The organism is Acinetobacter pittii ATCC 19004 = CIP 70.29 (genome assembly GCF_000369045.1).
In the GTDB taxonomy this organism is placed as follows: Bacteria; Pseudomonadota; Gammaproteobacteria; order Pseudomonadales; family Moraxellaceae; genus Acinetobacter; species Acinetobacter pittii.
Genome location: NZ_KB849790.1, coordinates 321,391 through 342,834 on the forward strand (window position 1 = coordinate 321,391; position 21,444 = coordinate 342,834).

Below are 21,444 nucleotides of genomic sequence, written 5' to 3' on the forward strand. Positions count from 1 at the left end.
TTAATAGCTTAGACTTTAAATGGCTCAAAGCAAGACATAAGAAAATCCATTACTGCACGTATTGCAGGGCTATGCCGTAAATCTTCGTGTGTGACTAACCATATTTCAGCACTCATCGGATAATCATCTTGTAATCTGACCAAATTACTAAGAGCTCCTAAAAAATCTGGTAAGACCGCTAAACCAATTTCCCCACATGCAGCTCTCCACTGTAACTCGGGATTATTGGTAACCATTATAGGTTCTTTATGATTTAACCTTTCTTTTAACTTTTGCTGTTTTTGACCATGCACTCCCCCCACTTCTACGCTAATCCAATCATAATTTTCAGGATCTGTTGAAGCTAAATAATTTGGACCTACATATATTCCAAAAGGTATTTCACCTACTTTGCGAGCAACTAAATTTTCCTCCTTTGGACGTCCAAATCGTACCGCAATATCAGCCTCACTATGCTGTAAAGAAACATAATGAACATCACCGAGCACCCGTAATTTTAATTGCGGATAATAGCGATAAAATTTACCCAAATGAGGCATGATGAGATGTGCAGCAGTTAAAGGAGGCATACTAATAGAGACACTTCCCATTACTTCTTGCTGACCTGCTTGAGTTAAACGTTCAATAGAAAAAGTTTCTTCCATCATACGAGCAACTACTTGTGCAAGACGTTCTCCGTCAGGAGTCAGAATGTATGTCCGTGGCCTACGATCAACTAATTTAAGTTTTAAATTTTGTTCTAGCTGGGCAATTCTTCTAGATACAGTTGCATGATCTACTCCCAATTTTCTGGCAGCAGCAGAAAGTGACTTTTCTTCTGTAAAAACTGAAAAGTAATGCAAATTTTCCCAATCAATCATTGTGCAAATTTTCACATTAGAAGTGTATTAATATGGAATTGTACACCTTTATAGATTTGTCGAGAATAAAACCTTTCTTAATGGGAGCCTGTCCATGAACAGAACGGTGGCTTATGCCTATGCTGGTGTTGTCTTAACGATGTTTTTTTGGGGATCAGCATTTAATGCAATGTCTTATATTATTCAACATATGCCCCCGTTATCTGCTGCGTCTGAACGTTTTTTTATTGCAAGTCTAGGCTTACTCTTAATCTTTTCAATAACAGGCCAGCTTAGATGGACAGCCTTAAGACAGAATCTAGCTATCTATCTGATTATTGGTATTATCGGAATTGCGGGATTTAACATTGGCTGTTTTTATGGACTTCAAACCACATCAGCTGTTAACGGTGCTTTAATTATGGCAACCACGCCATTAATGACTCTATTAATGACAATCCTTTTAGATGGTGAAAAACTTACTACTAATAAATTCTTAGGCGTTTTATTTGGCTTAAGTGGCGTGTTACTGGTGATTAGTCAGGGACATATAACGACTTTGCTGCACCTCAAAATAGACATTGGAGATCTATTTATATTATTGGGCGCATTTGGGTTTTGTCTTGCAAATGTACTGTCTCGCCGTTATGTAAAAAATGCTACTCCCTTAGAAACAACAACTTTTTCTATGCTGTTCGGGGCAATAACACTTGGTTTGTTGAGTGTGATATTTGAAGATCCTCTTACAGCGATTACATCTGCCCCTATAAATGCGCACTTAGCCATGGGATATGTTGTTATCTGCTCTACCATGATTGCTTATCTATTCTGGTTTAATGGCATACAAAAGTTAGGTGCTGGTCGTGCTTCTGTCTTTTTTAACTTTGTGCCAGTGTTCAGTATGATAATTGCTCTACTTACTGGACAAGCCCTTAATATCTGGCAATTAGTAGGAACAGTTTTAGTAATGCTTGGTGTAATGAGTAGCGGAGGATTTTTTAAAATTAAAAGCACTCCACTTATGGCAAAACATTGTACAAAATAAGAAATATGCTGCTACATTAAAAATCTATCTTTAATATGTAGCAGCATTTCAAGTATATAAATTATTTCTTTAAATTCTTATATTTTCAAAATATTTTTTACATTTGTGATGGTTTATACAAAAGCTCATCTTAATTATTCCGTTGTAACAAATACTGTATGTTTCTTTAAAACTTAATAAAAGATTGCCATATATAGTTTTAAAACAACCAAAGGAGATATTAAAATGAAGCTGGATTTTACAACAATTGAAAAGCAAGCCAAATTGCTACAAGAAGAGCAAGAAAAGATCGAGCAACGTGATCATGAATTTCAAGTTGCTTTAGATAAACACAGAGAATCCCTTAAGAATTTATTTAAAGATCTTTTCTCTGACAGAGAAATTAAGACTGAAAATGGAGGTCACTTCTGTGTAACCTTCGGTGATTTCAAAATTTCCTTATTGATTGAAACTGCTAAATTTGAAAATGGCGTTCCTGTAAAATTAAACTCCGTAAACCCTGTTATTATTAAATGCAAGAAAGATAAGCCGATTGCAAAAGCACAGTTTACAGATGCAACCCAATATCTACATAACCATTTAGACACCCCCAATTATCAGTATTATTTTAAGCAAGAAGATAAGACCCAACTGGTACAATTTTCTGAACTTCCCACTTATTTCCAACTTGTTTTAGACGCAAACGCATAAAATCGAGCCCTCTTCAGAGGGCTTTTTTATATATTATTTTTTTATCATTTAACTTTAAAAAAATAAAATCAGTCAAATACTTTTTCTATTTATCTATGAATTATTTAACTCAATTTTAACGTCCCATACTTCAAAAATATTTGATTCTTCTCAAAATTACTTGTATATACATGTTTATATTTGCTTATACAAATATGAATAAATAAGAATAGGATGGCTCTTAAAGGATAAGGAGAGTGAAATGGACTCATCGGCTGGGAAACCTAATAGTAGTTTTATAGAAAATCGAAGTATTGATTTTATTCCTGAAAATGAAAGACATGGCGGAGTATTTGCTCAATTCACCCTATGGTTCGGTGCCAACTTACAAATCACAGCCATTGTGACAGGCGCGCTAGCCGTTGTGTTAGGCGGAGATGTTTTTTGGTCTATTATCGGCTTATTAGTAGGACAATGTTTTGGTGCTGCCGTCATGGCACTGCATGCTGCCCAAGGTCCTAAACTTGGTCTCCCTCAAATGATTTCAAGCCGTGTGCAATTTGGGGTTTATGGCGCTTGTATTCCAATCATACTCGTTTGCCTTATGTATATTGGTTTTACCGCAACTGGAGAGGTATTAGCGGGTAAAGCAATTGCACATTTGGCACATGTCAGCAATACAACTGGTATCTTAATTTATGCAAGTTTAATCATTTTATTCGCAACAATTGGATACCGTTTAATCCATTTGGTAGGCAAAGTAGCCAGTATTATTGGTTTGATTGCTTTTGTGATTATTTTGACTCAGATCTTCGCACTTTCTGATTTTTCTGAACTCTTAGCAGTACGTCATTTCAGCTGGTCTTCATTCTTGTTAGCAGTTTCCCTTTCAGCTTCTTGGCAAATCTCTTTTGGTCCCTATGTTGCAGATTATTCTCGGTATCTTCCAACTAAAACATCTTCATCTCGTGTTTTTTGGGCAGTCGGCTTAGGTTCTTTAATTGGCTCACAAATTTCTATGAGCTTAGGCGTTTTAATCGCTCAGGTTGCAAACGGCAATTTTGTCGGAAATGAAGTTCAATATGTTGTGGGTATGAACCCAATTGCCCTTGTCGTAACCTTTCTATATTTTAGTATCGCTTTTGGGAAAGTTACTCTGACGACCTTAAATGCCTATGGCAGTTTTATGTGTATTGCTACGATTTGGAATAGTTTCAAATCGACAAATCAAATCTCAAAAATAACAAGATTATTGATTGTCCTTGCTATGGTTGTAGTCTCAACCTTTATTGCAATTTTAGGTGAACATACTTTTTTAAGCGCCTTTAAAGCATTTATTTTGTTTTTACTCACCTTTTTTATTCCGTGGAGTGCTATTAATCTTGTTGATTACTACTTTATCTCTAAAGAAGAATGTGATGTAGATGCACTCTATGATCCAAATGGTAAGTATGGCCGTTGGAATCGGATTGGAATTACCTGCTACTTTCTAGGTATTTTGATTCAACTACCATTTATTGATAGTAAATTCTATACGGGTCAAATTGCGGCAATGTTAGGAGGAATCGATTTATCGTGGCTTGTAGGACTTATCTCTACTGCATTGATTTACTACATTTTCGCCAAGAAAGCTCAACTCAAGTTTTCAAAACAGTTAGTCATTGATCAAATCAAATAATGAAACTAGATAAGCTATCAACGTCGATCACCTTGATAGCTTATAAAATAATTTTACGGTTATTCTGATAGCGCTTTAGCCTGTGCCGAAATAGGCAATCCAAATAACTTATCAAAACTCCAATTAAATATAAAAGTATAGACAGGAATAATGATAATAAAGGCCACATCTAACCAAAAAGCAGCAATCAGTGAAATATCCATCCACCATGAAATAAGCGGAATTAAAAACAGAACCAAAGTAAGCTGGAACCCGATGGCATGTCCAACTCTACGCTTAACTGTACGGATATGACTGCTTTGTTTAGCTTCCCATTTCTCATATAAAATATTGTAGATAAAATTCCAAGTTACAGCGATGGTCGTAATCATGACAGATAGTGGTCCAGTATGTTCAACACTATCACCTGCCAAAATCGCTAACCCTACTGATGAAATAACCATTCCGATTATTTCATAGGAAGAAACATATACAATTCGACGCTTTATACCTTGCATAATCACTAAACTCTGCTTAATTCCTTATATTTTAATTTCAGTCAAAATCATATATAAAGTTAATAGCTTTCAGTTCAACTGATATCAAAATGAATTTTAACAGTGAAAATATTGAACTTTTCATAACCGTACTCGATACGGGTTCTTTCTCTGCGGCTGCTCGTAAACTAAATCGAGTCCCCTCAGCAGTAAGTATGGCCGTTGCTAATTTAGAAGCAGAATTGGGTTATATATTATTTGAACGGACTCCTCGAAAGGTCATTCCTACAGCTACAGCATTAGCCTTAGAACCTCAAGCACGGATCATTTCTGAACAACTTAGGCTATTTAGCACTCATGCACATGAACTTTCTTTAGGACTTGAAAGTAAATTGCGTATTGGCGTTGTTTCCGATGTAAATACAAAATTATTATTCCATTCAATAAAGAAACTAGCCGATAAATTCCCTTTACTGAACATAGAAGTTATTACTGCTCCCCAAGACGACATTGTTAATTTACTTTATACGGAGCAAATCAGTCTTTGCTTAGCGGGTTCAGACCTCAATATAAAAATGCGCGAGAATCTACAATTGGTAATGACCGAAACAGTGGCGGCTACGATTTCTTCTAACCATGCTCTTCTACAAGATAGAACAAAACGCTTTTCTATTGAGGAATTAATTAATATTAGACAAATTGTTGTGGCGAGTAGTGAGCATGAAATGACAGATTCCCGCTCAATTATTGGTGCAATGTACTGGAAAACCAATAGTCTACAAACAGCAATTAATATGGTTGAAGCTGGACTTGGTTGGGGAAATTTTCCGTTATCACTAGTACAAGATAAAATTGATCAAGGTCACTTAGTCCTTTTAGATTTTAAAAATACGAAAAATCATTTACCTCTATCTATTTATTTAATTTGGCTCCAAGACCGCCCTTTACCTAAAGCAGCTAGAGAGTTAATTCAAATTATTCAAGAAAATTTATAAAACTTTATAGGATAGTTCTGAAAGTCTAAAGATTTTTTATAATTTTTACTCTTGTTAAATCTAGTTTATTTAAAGCTTAAGCTTATTACTCTGTACCATCTCTCTAAATACTACTAAAAACAAAAAGCCTACTTAGAAAGTAGGCCTCTTGTTGTATTTCAGGATTAAGCAATAATATTTTGTTTTGTAAAAAATACACTTATACTTTATTAAAACCAAGTGTTTTAGTCAAGAATAAAGTTTATAAGATACAAATATTTGTATTGTTGTGAAGACAATCACAATTTAGGTTTTATTTAGAAAATACTTTAGAGAAGGAAAGATATTTTAATGATAAAAATTTCTCTTACTGCCCTTAACAGCTTTTTTTTAGAAAAACACAACAACAACTTAATAAAAGTTATTATATTTTAATTAAATATATTTACCTCAAAAATATTGAAATCTTCTATTCATTATTTTTATATTTCATAATTAAAGTTGCTAACTTTATATGTTAATTTTTACTTTTTATTAAGTTGAATTTAAGTTTCACACCTACTCTAAAAATTAATAATATTATTTTTCTTAAGTCATTTAACAATAATAGTCTATATTTTTTACTATATATAGGATAGAACTTATTAAGAGAATTATTGTAACTATTATTTTTCAAAAATATAATTAAAAAAGGCAATCTACCATGTATCTAAAGCTTAATTACAATATAAAAATATATAATATTTTTAATCACCCTTTATATTTATCTTAAATAAGTTTTTCTAATTCTATATTTTCACAACACTCAAACAGCACATCTACACTTCCTGATTATATTTTAAACAAAATTTATTTTATATAAATTAATGTCTCAAATTACAAATACAATTAAGTCATCGTTACAATAGATTGTTGGAATAAATTCTAATTGATCGATAAATAACTTCTCCCACTTTACTCTTGAAGTACACATAAGCTAGAATCACTATCGCTTGAAATATTAACCAATATGACACAATATTTTTGGGTTTAGTTTGCGTCTACTTCAGAAAATGACTTGTGTTTAATTAAAAAATTGATTAGTATTGCACGCACTGAAAAGCATTGAGATTAAAAGCTTTTCTGACTTATAGGGCCTATAGCTCAGTTGGTTAGAGCAGCGGACTCATAATCCGTTGGTCCACAGTTCAAGTCTGTGTGGGCCCACCAAATACCGAACCTCATAAACAAAAAGTTTATGGGGTTTTTTAATATATATCCAAATAGAATATGCTTTACTCTTATAAAAAATACTCAAAATTTAAATTTATTTTATCCCTAAATTTTAGATGTTTTAAAATACACTTACGTTCCGTACTAAATATCCATCTTTCATGTATTAGGCTAAGATTTGCTTTCGCATGGGCTCCGAATTCTCTAATTGTGTATCCCAAAACTTTTCCCATAAATCACAATACTCTAAGCATAATTTTTCAATATAGTTATAGTCTTCTTCTGTACAAGCTTGCATCAAGACATACCATAAATCTTCTTCATGATCATCATCTGCTGCTTCAGCACTTTCATCCTCAGAGATACCATGTACATGATAATAACCACCACCCTCCACATCTAGACCAACTGCTTTAGTTGCTCTACGTAAAGGTGGACTATATAGAATGACTTCTTCCTCTGCGACTGCTAATAAGGCTGAAACAGCTTTATAGTCATCATAAGCATTTTCTAAAAATACTCTAACCTGATCTGCAATTTCAGTCGGATGATAAGTTAGACGATCTTGTTCTGTAATACCAAAATCATTCAATATATCTTCAAATAAGGGATAATGAGCATATTCAGGATTTCCCTGATAGTAGCCGTCTTTATCTAATCCTGGCCGAAATCCAAACTCATCAAAAATATTTAAACTTAAAAGAAAACGCGGGAACATTTTTGCACCAGCATGCAATCTCGGCTCTAATTGTTTAGTTTGAAATTGAGCCATGAGCAATGCATCAGTAAAAGTTTGCACAATTGCATGGCGATACTCTAAATGAATTTTTTTTAAATCTTCTTTATTAATTTCGCCATTATTTAAAGTATCGATTGCAGGATGATGAGATACAGGATGTTTCGCAATCTTTGCTCTTAATCGGGTCAAAAACTTTGAATTTTTTTCCCATAGTTCAGCTGAAATGCTTTGTTTCATCCCTGCGAGTGCTTTCTTTCTAGGATTATTAAAATTCTCAAATTTCTTAGGCATATCCGCTCTCATTAAACTTATTGAAGCATGATCGATTTTTACATATTTTATTATAAAAACAATGACTTAAATTAATATTTAAATATGTTCCTTCATTGATTAATATTAGAATTAAAATCGTACGAAATCAAATAAAAAATTTAAAAAAACTCCAATTAATGATAATCATTATCACAATCTCAACTTGAATCAAAATCAGTTTTTTATTATCATAATTTGTATTAAAAATTTAATATTTTAGATTAAGTTATAATTAGTTTTAACTATATGGAATAGTAATGTCAAAAAAAGAAGATATTATAAATACTGCTTTAAATTTATTTAATCAGATTGGGTACAATGCTACTGGTGTTGACCGTATTATTGCTGAATCAAATGTTGCAAAAATGACTTTTTATAAATATTTTCCGTCAAAGGAAAATTTAATTATGGAATGCTTGCAACATCGAAATATAAATATTCAAAACTCAATCAATGAACAATTGAGTTTACATCAAGATGCTAGTCCTCTTGAGCAAATTCATATTATTTTTAATTGGTATATTGAATGGATCAATAGCGAAACATTTAATGGCTGTTTATTTAAAAAGGCATTTATTGAAGTATCTAAACAATATACTTCAATTCGTGAACCATTTTATGAATATACAAAATGGTTGACTAATCTGTTACATGAAAAACTTACTCAGTTAGGTATAGAAAACCCAACTCCCCTTGTTCATATCATTATTTCTATTATTGATGGGATGATTATTGATGGAACGACAGATAAAAACCTTATTAACCCTGAAAAAATTTGGAAATATATTGAATATTTAATTAATGAAGAGATACCACAGCCAGTATCTTAATTTTAAAATTATCTAGGTTTATTACTTTCAGACGAAGTTTGAGAAAAATAAAAAAAGAACTTTTAAAGTATTTTAGAACTTAGATAATCCTTAACTTTTGTGCTCTACTTTAGCTTTCATAATTTTTCTAGGCTTTTTTACAAACTCATATTAGAATCCTGAAAATTTATCAATTTGCACTGATGTATGAAAAAATTTCTAGGTAACTCTATCTTTAAAGCCGTTGGTTGGACCTACAATGTAGACCCACAAATTCTTGAGAGAAAACAAGTTATTATTGGCTTTGAACATACTTCAAATCTAGATGCAGTGCTCTCGATTGCCCTCTTCCAAATGTTAGACATCAAAATTCATACTTTAATAAAGAAAGAACTTTTCAAAGGCCCACTTAAGCCAATTTTAGAAAAATTGGGTGGCATTCCTGTTGATCGTAAAGCAAGTAAAGATATCGTTTCGCAAATGGTTGAACAATTTCAAACCCATGAAACTTTTAACTTAGTGATTGCTCCAGAAGCTACACGTGCTAAAGATGGCTCTGAACGTAAGCCTATCCGTACAGGTTTTTGGCATATTGCAAAAGCAGCCAATGTTCCTATTGTTTTAATGTATGCCAATGCTCGAAGTAAACAAGGTGGAATTTTAGGTAAAATTTACCCGACTGATTTACAAAAAGACTTGGAAACCATTAAAGAGCTCTACGCTCAATTTGGTATAGATGTAAAAATTAACTAAATCAAATTGGACCTGATTTGACCTAATCTCAATCATTAGGTCTTAAGCTTATTGTTCTTATTCAATTGGCTAACAAAACGCAGGGCAACAGTTTTCAACAAAACCAAGCCTATGCTAATATTCCAGCACTTTTGCATTTTCTTTTTTTGGAGTTCACGTCCATGGCGGGTCATTCTAAATGGGCCAATATTAAGCATCGTAAAGCTAAACAAGATGCAAGTCGCGGTAAGGTTTTTACTAAATATATTCGTGAAATTGTGACTGCTGCCAAACTTGGTGGTGGAGATCCTGCTAGCAACCCTCGTCTGCGTGCAGTAGTTGAAAAAGCTCTCTCAGTTAATATGACACGTGACACCATTAACCGTGCTATCCAACGTGGTGCTGGTGGTGAAGATAATGATGATCTAAAAGAAGTAACTTATGAAGGTTATGGTGTTGGCGGGGTTGCTGTTCTTGTTGAAACAATGACAGATAACTTAAACCGTACAGTACCAGACGTACGTCACTGTTTTAGTAAAACAAATGGTAACTTAGGAACTGCGGGTTCTGTATCTTATCTATTTACTAAACGTGGTGAGATTACTTTTGAAGATGTTTCTTTAGAAGATAAAATCATGGAAGTTGCTTTAGAAGCTGGCGCTGAAGATATTGAAGTTTCAGAAGATGAAATTTTGGTAATCACTTCACCAGAAACTTTCGGTGAAGTACAAGATGCCCTTACTGCTGCTGGTTTAAAATCTGATAACGCAGAAGTTGTGATGAGTCCATCTACAAAAGCTGAAATTACAGATGTTGACCAAGCAAAACAAATTCTTAAAATGATTGATATGTTTGAAGATCTTGACGATGTACAAAACGTTTATACTAACGTTGAATTCTCGGATGAGGTTTTGGCTCAACTTGATGCTTAAATCAAACATTTGAGTCAAAGAAAACGCACCAAATGGTGCGTTTTTTTATAGCTTGTTGAGCAAGTTATAGCAATTAAATACATTATATTCTTTAATGACAAAGCTAGAATGCAAAGCAACTACGTTGTCGATTTTTCCAATACGTCTTAATAAAATTTCACTGTAGTCATCCATGTTGCGTGCTACAAGCTCTAAAATAAAATCAGCACTCTGACCCGTTACCAAGAATGCATTGGTTACTTCTGGAATTGCTTCTATTTCAGACAGAAACTTATCAAATGTTTCACTATCATGTTTACTCAATGAAACTTGCAATAAAATATGTAAAGTAAAACCAAGCTTACTAAAATTAATTTCCCTTTTGAGCTGTCCCATGATGTTGGCTTCAATCAGGTGCTTAATACGGCGATGTACAGAACTGACTGACAGATTGATCCGTTCTGAAAGTTCATTCAAATTTAAGTCTTCATGAGACAAAATTTCTAGAATTTGTTTATCAAAACGATCTAACTCCACTCTTATCTCCAGCCAGAATTTCACAGTAAAGACAGTATAACCCTATACCACCACCTCTGCATTGAAAATACAAAGGTTTATAGACAGTAAAACTCTTTTTCCTTTATAGAGCCTAATTCTTTTATGCCTTTTAAACGTGCAAGTAGTGTCAGGGGCGATTCATTTTAGAGAGTCGGTTTATGCTTAAATCTGTTTTATCGATGCAAAATCCTTATTCTCATTACTATTTAACGCTAAAAAGGAAGTAATCATCAAAATTTGACTATTTTTCAAGTTTCTTAAAGTTGGCATCATTTTTGTTATGTATTTGCAGGAAAATTTTTATCCATGTCGGGGGAGTTCCTGTGAATAAAATCAAAACACTAGTGTTAGCAATGAGTTCTTTAGGTGCAATGAGCGTGACGATGCCTGTGCATGCCGCTACAGATGCTGAAGTTAACGCCTTACGTGATGAGGTAAAGGAATTAAAACTACTCGTTCAGAAACTATCTGATCAACAAAAAACAGCTTTAACTGTCACTGCTCCAGCAACAATTCCCGCGACTCCTGCCACCCCTACACCTCCTGCATCAAAACCAGGTTGGATGGCTATGGCCGATGGGCAAACTCAAGTCAAGCTTTATGGTAGTGTTCGCGCAGATGCAACCTATGACTTTAAAGGTTCAAATGGCAGTATTTCAAATGGTGCCAATTATCCACTCAATAAAGATGATCCAAAACAAGACTCACTAAATGTATCTGCAGCAACTTCACGAATTGGCTTAGATATTACTCGTCCAACTCAATATGGAGATTTAACAGGTAAAATTGAAGCCGATTTCATGGGTGGCAATGGAGATAATGGCAATGGTACTTTCCGTGTTCGTCATGCCTATATGTCTTTAGGAAAATGGTTAGCTGGTCAAACGACCTCACCTTTTGTAAACACAGATACATCACCAGAAACAGTAGATTTTAATGGCGCTATTGGTACAGGTACTACACGTACAGTACAGGTTCGTTACACCCAGCCAATTAATGCACAACAAAAAATATTAGTTGCCTTAGAGGGTGGCGATGTTGAAAAAGCTGGTAATGCTGCCGGTGGAAGCCGTTTTCCTGCTTTAACAGCACGATATGATTTCAAAACTACGGATAACAAAGGCCTATTACAGTTACATGGTCTTGCCCATGAAAACCGTGTGGCTCCAAAAGATAGCACTTCTGAAGAGAAATTTGGCTGGGGTGTCGGTGTTGGTGGTAAATATGATTTAACGCCTCAAGATAGCGTGGTTGCTAACTACTATCATGTTAAAGGTGATGGCCGTTATTTACTTTATAGCAATTCGGCTTATAACTATGACACAACAACACAAGATATTAATTTAGGAGAATTCGATAGCGCAGTAATTGGGTATCAGCGTAAATGGAGCCCTATTCTGCGTTCTACTTTTGCTGTAGGTGGTATTCAATATAAAGATGATAATGTCTATGCAAATAGCAATTTAACCAATACTAGCTATAACAAAGAAATTTATAACGCTTTAGTCAATTTAATCTGGAACCCAGTTAAAAATATTGATTTAGGAGCCGAATATACTTACGGTCAACGTGAAACTTTTACGGGTGACAAGGGAGATTATTCACGTATCAACCTGCTAGCAAAGTATAGTTTCTAAAAATTAGATATAAAAAAAGAGCCTTTAATGGCTCTTTTTTTATTAGGGTTATTAGTGCATCGCCTGAATTTTTTCTAAGAAAAGTTTAGCACGCTCATGACGAGCTTCTAAATTGTCAAAGAATTCATGGGTTGGGCAGTCTTCTAAAATTTTACCTTCATCCATAAAAATTAAACGGTTAGATACTCTTTTAGCAAAGCCCATTTCATGCGTAACACACATCATGGTCATGCCTTCATGTGCGAGCTGTACCATAACTTCAAGAACCTCACCGACCATTTCAGGATCAAGTGCTGAAGTTGGTTCATCAAACAACATACAGATTGGGTCCATAGACAAGCCACGAGCAATCGCTACACGTTGTTGCTGACCACCCGACAACTGACCCGGAAATTTATCTTTATGAGCAAGTAAGCCTACACGCTCTAAATATTTCAGACCTTTTGCACGAGCATCTGCAACTGAACGCTTTAACACTTTAACTTGAGCAATCGTCAAATTTTCCAAAACAGTCATGTGCGGAAAAAGTTCAAAGTGCTGAAAGACCATTCCCACTCGTGAACGGAATTTAGCAAGATCTGTTTTTGGATCTTTAAGCGAAATTCCATCAACAATAATGTCACCTTGTTGAAATGGTTCTAAAGCATTTACTGTTTTGATGAGTGTTGATTTTCCCGAACCAGATGGTCCGCAAACAACAACGACATCACCTTTTTCAATACTCGTCGTGCAATCTGTTAAAACCTGAAAATCACCATACCATTTAGAGATATGTTGGATGTCTATCATTGGCATTTAAAATCTCCAATTAGCGAATGATGGCAATTTTTTGCTGTAAGCGTTTGACTAAATGCGACAGCACAAACGAGCTACAGAAATACACTACAGCGACGATTAAATAGAATGTTGCTTTTGTTTCAGGTCCATAAGTATTAGCCAATGTATCTGCACGGCCTAAAAAGTCAGGTGCACTAATCACATAAACTAAAGAGATGTCCTGAAATAGAATGATTGTTTGAGTTAACAATACTGGGAGCATATTACGGAAGGCTTGAGGTAATACCACGTAGCGCATTGATTGACCGTAGGTAAAACCTAGCGCATAGCCTGCATGTACCTGACCTTTTGAAATAGACTGAATTCCAGAACGTACAATTTCCGAGAAAAAAGCTGCTTCAAAAATGGCAAAAGTTACAACACTCGAAAACAACGGTCCCCAATAGGTATCAGATTGAAACTCAAATATTTTCGGCAACAAAAAGTAGAAGATAAAGATCACCTGAATCAGTGGAATACCACGAAACAGATCAACATAAAATTTTGCAAAATTACTTGCGATGGCACTGCTAGATAAACGCATCATTGCCAATGGGGTTCCAATTAGGATACCGCCCATCATTGCTAATACCGTTACGGTAAGCGTAAAAATGAAACCTTCTTTGAGTGCCGCGATCACATCAGGGTTTTGTAATAAAGAAAAATCCATGATTACTTCCCTCCTGAACCTAAGCCAGGTACAGCCATTCGTTTCTCAATCCATGCCATCACAAACTTAATGCTATAAGTGATAATCAAATAAACAGGTGTAGAGAGAATAAGAATGATAATGTCCTGAGAAGTTTCTTCACGCATGGTTTTAGTGTAAGCAAAGAAATTCAACACACTCAACGCATATAAAACAGCTGAATTTTTAAAAACGTTCATTGCTTCAGATGTAATCGTTGGCCATACGGTACGATATGCAACCGGTAAAATGACATAACGATAGCTTTGTGCAGTAGTAAAACCCATAGCGGAAGCTGCGAACTTCTGTCCACGAGAAACGGTATTAATTCCGGCACGTATGTGCTCAGATACACGGGCAGCCGTGTAGAGACCTAATGCAAAAACACCAATAACCGCAGGTTGCTGATTTAAAATATTTTTCCACCAACCACCAGCAACTACATCCCCACTACCTGCACTTAAGCTGTCCGGTAAAAACTCGGGAAAAACAAAAGCCCAGAAGAATAGTTGCACAATAAGTGGAATATTACGGAAAATTTCAACGTAACAATTGCCGATAAATGCGAGAGGTTTGTTGGGTAATGTACGAATTACCCCTAGGAGAGAACCTAATAAAAATGCGATAAGAAAGGCTATAATAGCTGTCCAAACCATAGTGAACACGCCTGAACCTAACATTTGTAACCATGTGGGTGCCTCAGCATAAGCATTGTAGCTTGAGCTACCAATAGCTTTACAAACTGATTCTGCCCATGCGGCTTTATCGACACCATATTCATTAGACTCCGCACAGAATATAGTCCAGTTTAGCGAGCCGACTGACATGTTTGCCCCTTAAATTAATATCTTTAGAAAATAGACCACTTGTGCAAATGAATCTTTACACTTACACAAGTAAATTTAGGACAAAAAGATCCAGTTAGATTCCTGCATCTGTTGGGTTAGCTTTTAATTTCTTATAAGATGAACTTTGTTGCATGTTCAAATTCGTGTTTTTTGGTGGAATTGGAGATAAGAACCACTTCTTATATAAAGCGTCCATTTTACCAGTTTTCCACAAGTTATTTACAGTACGGTCTGCAACCGCTTTAAATTTTGGATCATCTTTAGCAAGCATAATTCCATAAGGTTCAGATGAAAGTACCGGACCTACAATTGCGAAAGCTTTAGGTGTAGAAGACTTAGCAATCAAGCCTGCTAAAATATTATCATCCATTACAAATGCAGCAGCACGGCCAGATGCCATCATGGCAAAAGAGTCAGCATGATCTTTACCATAAATATTTTGAACATTAACAGCCTGACCTTTTTCATTCATCTTGATGTATTTGTCAGATGTAGTGCCTTGAGTAGTAACAACTGCTTTACCATTTAAGTCTGCCAAACTCTTAATGCCAGAGTTTGCTTTAACAGCCATGCGCACTTCTGTTGCATAGTAGTTAGTTGAGAAACCAACTTGTTGCTGACGTTGTTTAGAGTTTGTAGTGGTACCACATTCCATATCGATATTGCCTGCCAAAAGCTCAGGAATACGTGTTGATGAAGTTACTGCCTTGTACTCAACTTTTAAGCCAGGCATTTTCAATTCTTTTTTAATGTCATTTGCAAACTGGTTACAGATATCGACTGCATAACCTACTGGTTTACCTGCAACAACATATGAAATTGGATCTGAGGATTCTCGATGACCAATTACGATTTTTCCGGTACTTTTAATTTTAGCTAATGTATCTGCTGCTTGAATTTGAGAAGTAGCGCCAACCGTACAAAGCATAACTGTTGAAATAATGAGAGAGGTTGCAGAACGTTTCATAAGAACTCCTTGATGATCATTCTCTCTATTTATCTATAGAATCATTCATATAGAGCAATAGAGTGATTTTTTATTAAATTGCAATTATCGAGCCAACTTTTCCAAGTCGGACCCATCCATTTGCTTCACTTATTCTATTCAATCTGTTTTGCAGAATTAATACCTTTAAAACTGCTCACATGTTTCTACTTTAATCTATGTTTTAATCTTCTGTCTATTATTAAGCTCATCTATTTACACTTAAATGTGGCAATTATTGATTACATTGTAAACACATGCACAATAAAGTGGCTTAACTTTGGCTAAAAATAGTATTTAGAAAAATTGTATTTTCCAAAAAATCATAAAAATTAAAGTTATTAGTCATTTAGATAAAATGGAATTTATATTGTAAAAAGTAATTTTGGCATCAAAATAATATAAACAAATGGCTTAATAAAAATCATTTAGAAAATTGATAGTAATATCTACATTAATAAAATAACTAGCAAAGATAAAAATAAGCCCCGATTTTCTCAGGGCATTTTATAATTTTAAATTCCGCGCCAATCTACTCGCGCATTACGCTCAGTTTGATATATTCTTAAAACATACTGACCTAGAGGTAAATCGAGTAAATTTTGCTGATAGTTATTCCATTCTTCCGAAACACCTTCAGCTTCTTCCCGCTCCCATGGCGTGCCCTTTATTTCTAATAAAGGAGCAAGCATAGAACATACAGAAATATCAGCAAGACTTAAGCGATCACCTACCATATAACGTGCCTGATTTTCGATTAAGCAGTTATTTAGTTCATTTATGAGTTCATCCATACGTTCTTTTGACTGGTTGACTAGCTCTTCTTCAAGTTTATAGTTCTTCTTTACCAGTGTTTTGAGGAATGGCTTCGATATTTTTTCAAACTGACGTAAATAGCCTTGTTCACCCATCATAATTTCTAAAGCATGGTCTCCATGCGCCAACGTGTGAGCTAAAGCCCAACGACGGACATGAATACCCAGCTCATCAGCCAAACTATCTATTTTTAATGTTTGTTGCCTTAATTGTTCATCACGACGTAACAGTGAATGCTCTGGATAAGTATCATCCAGATAAAGTGCAATTTTAGTCGACTCAGCGATCCATTGATGATCATCTTTCAAAATAGGCAGTAAATTTTGGCCTGTTTTGAGTTGTGCAAAAGCACGATGAAAGCCTGGAATTAAGTTATGAGCCACATAATCAAGTTCTTTATGGTCTAACAACCAGCGAGCTTTTTCACAATAATGGGACAAAGGAAACTGATACAAAACCCGCATAAAATCTCCACGTTTATTTTTATTTGACTATTTGTACAAAAATGGTCGTCGGTAAGTAGATACTTTAGAAGCTATTTTTAGTTAAAACAATGGATATTGTGCTCATTTTTCACTGACACTTAAGTCTATTTTTTTTATATCTTTTTTTACCGTACTTATTGCTCTTTTTCATATTAAAACCAATTCTATTATTATTTTTCCGCATAACAAACTTAAACTATTGTTTTTTATAATCTTTCAATATCTCTATTTTTTCATTAAAAAGCAAAAAAAATGCTTTGCACTTTATTTCATAAGCTGAGCATAAGTCCTCGTTTAGTGGAAAAATATTTCTTTTGTAAGGTAATGACAGCAATACAAGGTGTCATTATGTCTAATTCTCTATCAAAAACGACTGCATACGTCCAAATCATTCAAAATGATCAACAAGCGATTAATGCTGCTTATCAAGTGGCGGATTATACTTTAGAGGGTCGTAATACACGTGATCAACAACGCTTATTACCGCATGAGCAAATCGAAAACTTTAGCCAAAAAGGCCTAGGTGGTATTCGCATTGCAAAAAAATACGGCGGTGCTTTTGTTTCCAATAAAACACTGGCACAAGTTTTCCGTATTCTAAGTAAAGGCGATGCGAATGTTGGTCAGATTCCACAAAATCAGATTAGCTTGTTAAATCTGATTGAAATCATGGGTACAGAACAACAAAAACAATTTATCTTTTCAGAAATATTAGCCGGTAAGCGTCTTGCCAATGGTGGACCAGAACGTAATACCCATGATTCAAAAACCTTAAAAACCACTCTTACTGTTGAAAACGGCAAATATATTTTAAACGGCGAAAAGTTTTATTCGACGGGAACAAGTTTTGCGCATTGGCTTGCAATTAAAGCGATTCATCCCGAAGGCTATGTCGTTTTAGTGATTGTTAACCGAGAGGCTCAAGGTATTGAAGTCATTAATGACTGGAATGGATTTGGGCAACGTACGACAGCGAGTGGTACGGTTAAATTAAATCATGTTGAAGTTAATCCAGAACTCATTTTTGATGAACGCTTATTAACTAAAGCCCCTACTTATCGCGGTGCTTATTCTCAGTTATTACAAGTGGCAATTGATGTAGGGATTGCAGAAGCCGCATTTGACGATACTTTATCAACTATTCATAAAGCACGTCCAATTATTGATGCAAATGTTGAAAAAGCCAGCTTTGAACATTACACCCTGCAAGAGGTAGGTAAGTTAAATATTTTGCTCGATGCTGCAATTTTATTATTGGATGAAGCTGCTGAATATTTAGATGAACTTGACCAACTTCAAACGGTGACTGATGAACAAGTAGCTAAAGCTTCAATTTTGGTGGCTGAAGCGAAAGTCTACGCCAATGATGCGGCTCTACAAATTTCAGAAAAATTGCTGGAGCTGGGTGGTAGTCGTTCAAGCTTAAGCCAACATAATTTAGATCAACATTGGCGAAATGCCCGTGTACATACCTTACACGACCCTGTTCGCTGGAAATTACATGCCATTGGCAATTATTACCTTAATGGTCATTTCCCTACCCGCCATGCTTGGATTTAAGGAGAAATTGTCATGACTTCATATCAATCGGTTCAAACCAAACAAACATCGGCATCTGGCCAAGCGCACATTATTCAAAATGATGCTGAAGCATTAGAAGTTGCCAAACAGTTTGCTGAGCAATTTAAAAAAACCGCAGTTGAGCGAGATGCTAAACGAATTTTACCCTATACCGAAATCGATGCTTTGAGCCAATCTGGTCTTTGGGCAATTACAGTACCTAAGCAATATGGCGGTGCCGAAGTTTCAAGCCATACCGTTGCTAAAGTAATCGCTCTTTTAAGCGGTGCCGATGGTTCAATCGGACAAATTCCACAAAACCATTTTTATGCTTTAGAAGTATTACGAAATACAGGCACAGAAGCTCAAAAACAACGTTTATATGGCGAAGTTTTAAATGGCACTCGCTTTGGTAATGCACTTGCTGAGTTTAAAACCAAAACTTCAACTCATAAACAAACCAATATTCGTCCATACGAAAATGGATATCTCATTCAGGGTGAAAAGTTTTACTGCACAGGAAGTTTATTTGCTCACCGTATTCCAACCTTAGTTTTAGACGATGCGGGTCGAGAGTATCTAGCCTTTGTAAAAAGTGGTTCACAAGGATTAAAACTTGTTGATGACTGGTCTGGCTTTGGACAGAAAACTACAGGCAGCGGTACAGTTAAATTTGATCAGGTTTTTGTCGATGCAGATGATGTTATTCCTTTTGATACTGCATTTTTACAACCAACCTTAGTGGGTCCTTTTGCGCAAATTATGCATGCATCGATTGAGGTCGGTATTGCACGTGCAGCCTTTGAAGAAAGCTTGCAAAGAGTACATCAAGCTCGCCCATGGATTGATTCAAATGTAGAAACAGCCAACCAAGATCCTTTAACGATTTATGAATTAGGACGTATTGCTGTCGATGTACGGGCAAGCGAAGTGTTATTAAAACAAGCTGCGCAATCAATCGATGCCGCAAAAATTGAGACCACACCTGAAACTATTGCTAAAGCATCCATTGATGTGGCTAAAGTGCGTGCTCATAGTAGCGATATCGCTCTAAAAGCATCGTCTAAGCTGATTGAACTTGCTGGTAGCCGTGGTAGTCAGTCTCAAGATGGTCTAGACCGTTTTTGGCGTAATGCCCGTGTACATACCTTACATGATGCCGCACGATGGAAATATTACTTTATTGGGAACTACGTTCTTAACGGTGTGCTTCCACCTCGTCGGGGGACATTGTAGTGGCAGATTTCAAAGCGAAAGAAATTTTACTCAATGCCTTTGACATGAACTGTGTTGGTCATATCAATCATGGCTTATGGACACATCCACGTGATGAATCACATCGTTTTAACGAACTCAGTTATTGGACAGAACAAGCCAAGACCTTAGAAAGTGGTTTATTTGATGGTTTATTTATTGCGGACATTACAGGTGTGTATGACGTCTATCAAAACGGTATTGACCTGACTTTAAAAGAGTCCATTCAGCTTCCGAGCCATGACCCATCTACACTCATTTCAGCTATGGCAGCAGTCACTCAAAACTTAAGTTTTGGGGTCACTGTAAACTTAAGCTATGAGCATCCGTATCAATTTGCACGCCGCTTTGCGAGTCTCGACCATTTAACTCAAGGTCGTATTGGCTGGAATATCGTGACAGGTTATTTAGATAGCGCCGAACGCTTAATTGGTCAAAAAGGTTTAAAAGACCACGATGCTCGCTATGAACAAGCCGAAGAGTTTTTAGAACTTTGCTATAAATATTGGGAAGGTTCATGGGAAAACGACGCAGTTAAAAAAGATAAAGCACAGCGTGTTTTTACAGACCCTTCTAAAGTTCACACCATTCACCACCACGGAAAATATTATCAGAGTGAAGGTGTTTTTCAGGTGTCTCCTTCTGTGCAACGCACCCCAACACTGTTTCAAGCAGGTGCTTCACCAAAAGGCATGCAGTTTGCGACTCGCCATGCTGAATGTGTATTTATTGGAGGCGACAAACCCGAAAAAATACGCGAACAAGTGAAAAAGATTCGTGCTCTTGCAGAACAGCAAGGCCGTTCAGCAGATGACATTAAAGTCTTTGTCGGTATAACCGTTGTTGTTGCTGAAACACATGATCTCGCTGTACAGAAACTGAATGAATATCGTCAGTATGCAAGTCCTGAAGCAGGCTTAGCACATTATGCGAGTTCAACTGGTATCGACTTAAGTAAATTTGCCGACGATGAAGCGATTCCTTACCAAAAAAGTAACAGTATTGTTTCGATTACCGAAAAATTTAAAGAGCAACAAATCACGAAAAATGACTTAAAAGCTCAGCATGTTTTAGGTGGGCGTTATCCCCTCATCGTGGGTAGTGGCGAAGAAGTTGCTGAATACTTAATTCATCTTTTAGATGAAACAGATATTGATGGCTTTAATTTGACACGTACAGTTGCACCAGAGTCTCACCACGACTTTATTCGCTTGGTTATTCCTGAGCTACAACAGCGTGGTCGCTATAAAACTGCATATAAAACGGGTTCACTGCGGAACAAAATTTTTAATCGGGGTGATCAATTACCAAAACAACACCCTGTTCAAGCGTTCCGATGTAGTCCCTATAACAACAGCAAAAACCTAACAACAATTGAAGAAATAACCGCTTAAATTTGGA

Annotated in this window: 20 protein-coding genes and 1 tRNA gene; 12 read left to right on the forward strand and 9 right to left on the reverse strand. The window is 35.7% G+C overall.

The window, feature by feature from the left end:
- Positions 1–8: 8 nt before the first annotated feature.
- On the reverse strand, positions 9–860 hold the full coding sequence (hvrB, locus tag F928_RS14120) for a LysR family transcriptional regulator (protein WP_005076359.1): 852 nt from the start codon (positions 858–860) through the stop codon (positions 9–11).
- A gap of 94 nt (positions 861–954) precedes the next feature.
- Here hvrB and yyaM point away from each other — a divergent pair, with 94 nt between their 5' ends.
- The 3 genes from yyaM to F928_RS14135 all read left to right on the forward strand — a co-directional run bounded on the left by yyaM (position 955) and on the right by F928_RS14135 (position 4,231).
- The gene (gene yyaM, locus F928_RS14125; protein WP_005076361.1) at positions 955–1,884 is read left to right on the forward strand and encodes a DMT family transporter; all 930 of its coding nucleotides are present in this window, start codon (positions 955–957) and stop codon (positions 1,882–1,884) included.
- 225 nt (positions 1,885–2,109) lie between these two features.
- A complete protein-coding gene (locus tag F928_RS14130) occupies positions 2,110–2,574 on the forward strand; it encodes a hypothetical protein (RefSeq protein WP_005076363.1) in 465 nt (154 codons plus the stop codon).
- 241 nt (positions 2,575–2,815) lie between these two features.
- Positions 2,816–4,231: a purine-cytosine permease family protein gene (locus F928_RS14135; protein ID WP_005076365.1), complete on the forward strand. Its 1,416-nt coding sequence runs from the start codon at positions 2,816–2,818 to the stop codon at positions 4,229–4,231.
- Between the two features lie 59 nt (positions 4,232–4,290).
- Here F928_RS14135 and F928_RS14140 read toward each other — a convergent pair whose 3' ends face one another.
- Complete coding sequence (locus F928_RS14140; protein ID WP_005076367.1) at positions 4,291–4,728, reverse strand: PACE efflux transporter; 438 nt, start codon at positions 4,726–4,728, stop codon at positions 4,291–4,293.
- A gap of 89 nt (positions 4,729–4,817) precedes the next feature.
- Here F928_RS14140 and F928_RS14145 point away from each other — a divergent pair, with 89 nt between their 5' ends.
- Both F928_RS14145 and F928_RS14150 read left to right on the forward strand, forming a co-directional pair.
- On the forward strand, positions 4,818–5,702 hold the full coding sequence (locus tag F928_RS14145; RefSeq protein WP_005076369.1) for a LysR family transcriptional regulator: 885 nt from the start codon (positions 4,818–4,820) through the stop codon (positions 5,700–5,702).
- Positions 5,703–6,813: 1,111 nt separating this feature from the next.
- Positions 6,814–6,890: transfer RNA gene (locus tag F928_RS14150), tRNA-Ile, on the forward strand.
- A 169-nt stretch (positions 6,891–7,059) separates the two neighbouring features.
- Here F928_RS14150 and F928_RS14155 read toward each other — a convergent pair.
- Entirely contained in the window at positions 7,060–7,923 is an 864-nt protein-coding gene (locus F928_RS14155; RefSeq protein ID WP_005076370.1) for a heme oxygenase-like domain-containing protein, read from the reverse strand.
- A gap of 278 nt (positions 7,924–8,201) precedes the next feature.
- Between F928_RS14155 and F928_RS14160 the strand changes: the two genes are divergently transcribed.
- From F928_RS14160 to F928_RS14170, 3 genes are all read left to right on the forward strand, one after another.
- Positions 8,202–8,774, forward strand: coding sequence for a TetR/AcrR family transcriptional regulator (locus F928_RS14160; RefSeq protein ID WP_005076373.1), 573 nt, complete (start codon positions 8,202–8,204; stop codon positions 8,772–8,774).
- A gap of 186 nt (positions 8,775–8,960) precedes the next feature.
- Entirely contained in the window at positions 8,961–9,506 is a 546-nt protein-coding gene (locus tag F928_RS14165; protein WP_005076374.1) for a 1-acyl-sn-glycerol-3-phosphate acyltransferase, read from the forward strand.
- A gap of 161 nt (positions 9,507–9,667) precedes the next feature.
- Positions 9,668–10,417: a YebC/PmpR family DNA-binding transcriptional regulator gene (locus F928_RS14170; protein ID WP_002114471.1), complete on the forward strand. Its 750-nt coding sequence runs from the start codon at positions 9,668–9,670 to the stop codon at positions 10,415–10,417.
- 45 nt (positions 10,418–10,462) lie between these two features.
- Here the strand turns inward: F928_RS14170 and F928_RS14175 are convergent, their stop codons facing one another.
- The gene (locus tag F928_RS14175) at positions 10,463–10,933 is read right to left on the reverse strand and encodes an Lrp/AsnC family transcriptional regulator (RefSeq protein WP_002050132.1); all 471 of its coding nucleotides are present in this window, start codon (positions 10,931–10,933) and stop codon (positions 10,463–10,465) included.
- A 344-nt stretch (positions 10,934–11,277) separates the two neighbouring features.
- Here F928_RS14175 and F928_RS14180 point away from each other — a divergent pair, with 344 nt between their 5' ends.
- Positions 11,278–12,591 carry a DcaP family trimeric outer membrane transporter gene (locus F928_RS14180; RefSeq protein WP_005076375.1) on the forward strand — a complete coding sequence of 438 codons (1,314 nt, stop codon included), beginning with the start codon at positions 11,278–11,280 and terminating at the stop codon, positions 12,589–12,591.
- A 51-nt stretch (positions 12,592–12,642) separates the two neighbouring features.
- Here the strand turns inward: F928_RS14180 and gltL are convergent, their stop codons facing one another.
- The 5 genes from gltL to F928_RS14205 all read right to left on the reverse strand — a co-directional run bounded on the left by gltL (position 12,643) and on the right by F928_RS14205 (position 17,208).
- Positions 12,643–13,386, reverse strand: a complete 744-nt coding sequence (gene gltL, locus F928_RS14185; protein WP_002114298.1) for an amino acid ABC transporter ATP-binding protein — start codon at positions 13,384–13,386, stop codon at positions 12,643–12,645.
- A gap of 13 nt (positions 13,387–13,399) precedes the next feature.
- On the reverse strand, positions 13,400–14,077 hold the full coding sequence (gltK, locus tag F928_RS14190; protein ID WP_005076376.1) for an amino acid ABC transporter permease: 678 nt from the start codon (positions 14,075–14,077) through the stop codon (positions 13,400–13,402).
- Between the two features lie 2 nt (positions 14,078–14,079).
- Positions 14,080–14,922, reverse strand: coding sequence for an amino acid ABC transporter permease (gene gltJ / locus F928_RS14195; RefSeq protein ID WP_002114400.1), 843 nt, complete (start codon positions 14,920–14,922; stop codon positions 14,080–14,082).
- A gap of 94 nt (positions 14,923–15,016) precedes the next feature.
- On the reverse strand, positions 15,017–15,910 hold the full coding sequence (gene gltI / locus F928_RS14200; RefSeq protein ID WP_005076378.1) for an amino acid ABC transporter substrate-binding protein: 894 nt from the start codon (positions 15,908–15,910) through the stop codon (positions 15,017–15,019).
- Positions 15,911–16,443: 533 nt separating this feature from the next.
- Positions 16,444–17,208 carry a glutathione S-transferase family protein gene (locus tag F928_RS14205; RefSeq protein ID WP_005076380.1) on the reverse strand — a complete coding sequence of 255 codons (765 nt, stop codon included), beginning with the start codon at positions 17,206–17,208 and terminating at the stop codon, positions 16,444–16,446.
- Positions 17,209–17,553: 345 nt separating this feature from the next.
- Here F928_RS14205 and F928_RS14210 point away from each other — a divergent pair, with 345 nt between their 5' ends.
- Genes F928_RS14210 through soxA form a run of 3 tightly spaced genes read left to right on the forward strand, consistent with a single transcriptional unit; the run spans position 17,554 to position 21,437 of the window.
- Positions 17,554–18,789: an SfnB family sulfur acquisition oxidoreductase gene (locus F928_RS14210; protein WP_080632717.1), complete on the forward strand. Its 1,236-nt coding sequence runs from the start codon at positions 17,554–17,556 to the stop codon at positions 18,787–18,789.
- 12 nt (positions 18,790–18,801) lie between these two features.
- A complete protein-coding gene (locus tag F928_RS14215; RefSeq protein ID WP_005076382.1) occupies positions 18,802–20,025 on the forward strand; it encodes an SfnB family sulfur acquisition oxidoreductase in 1,224 nt (407 codons plus the stop codon).
- Positions 20,025–21,437: an LLM class flavin-dependent oxidoreductase gene (gene soxA / locus F928_RS14220; protein ID WP_005076383.1), complete on the forward strand. Its 1,413-nt coding sequence runs from the start codon at positions 20,025–20,027 to the stop codon at positions 21,435–21,437. Before F928_RS14215 ends, soxA begins: the two co-directional genes overlap by 1 nt.
- Positions 21,438–21,444 lie beyond the last annotated feature (7 nt).